This window comes from Neisseria sp. P0021.S007, assembly GCF_051956855.1.
Map to the genome: position 1 here is coordinate 1 of NZ_JBQCXA010000227.1, position 922 is coordinate 922.

Sequence of the window (922 nt, forward strand, 5' to 3'; positions counted from 1 at the left end):
GTGTCCGACCAGTATCATGGCGATGCCCATCTGTTTCGCCATACGCGTCAGTTGGGCGGCACATTCGCGCACCTGCGACACGGAACCGGGGGCGGAAGTGATTTGGTCGGAATACATGGTTTGGATGGAGTCGATAACGACGACTTCGGGCTGATGCTGTTTCAAGGCCGTCTGAATCGCTTCCATGCGGATTTCAGCAAGCAGGTTCACGCCTTCGGTAGGCAGTTCCAAACGTTGTGCGCGCAGGGCGACTTGTTGGGCGGATTCTTCACCGGAAACGTACAGCACTTTACGGCTTTGCGCCATTTTGGCGATGGTTTGCAACAGCAACGTAGATTTGCCGATGCCGGGGTCGCCGCCGAGCAGGATGACCGCGCCATCGACCAAACCACCGCCCAATACGCGGTCAAGCTCGCCCATGCCGGTCGGATTACGCGGCACTTCGGTCGCGGTAACGGCGGAGAGGGATTGGACGGTCGAAGTGTCCGCCGCCCAAGATTGGAAACGGGCGTTTTTCGGTTCGGGCGCGGCCAGGCTTTCCTGAAGCGTGTTCCACTCGCCGCAATGCGGGCATTTACCCTGCCATTTCGGGGAAGTACCGCCGCATTCGGAACATTGGTAGATGGTTTTGGGGGCTTTTGCCATGGTGTTTTCCCTGTGGAATATTTGATGTGTGAAAAGGTCGTCTGAAAACAATCATATCGTTTTCAGACGACCTTTTTTATTGAGAAATAACAGGTTTATTTCTTACTGTCTTTATCCGCATCTTTTTTCGGTGCAGGTTTTTTCGCTGCCAAGCCCAAAGATTTTTGCCATTCGGCTGGATTTTTCACTAAGTCCAAGGCTTTACGGAGCTGATCGTCTTTGGCCGGATTGGGAATGCGGCGGCTGGAGATGTCTTCGTCTTTGTCTTTTTTGGACT

At 53.8% G+C, this 922-nt stretch carries 1 protein-coding gene and 1 pseudogene; both read right to left on the reverse strand.

The window, feature by feature from the left end; translation table 11 throughout:
• On the reverse strand, nucleotides 1–645 hold a 645-nt coding region (locus ACTHUR_RS12410), incomplete at its 3' end, for an AAA family ATPase (protein ID WP_440398786.1).
• Between the two features lie 95 nt (nucleotides 646–740).
• A pseudogene (locus tag ACTHUR_RS12415) lies at nucleotides 741–922 on the reverse strand (S41 family peptidase); the annotation flags it as partial.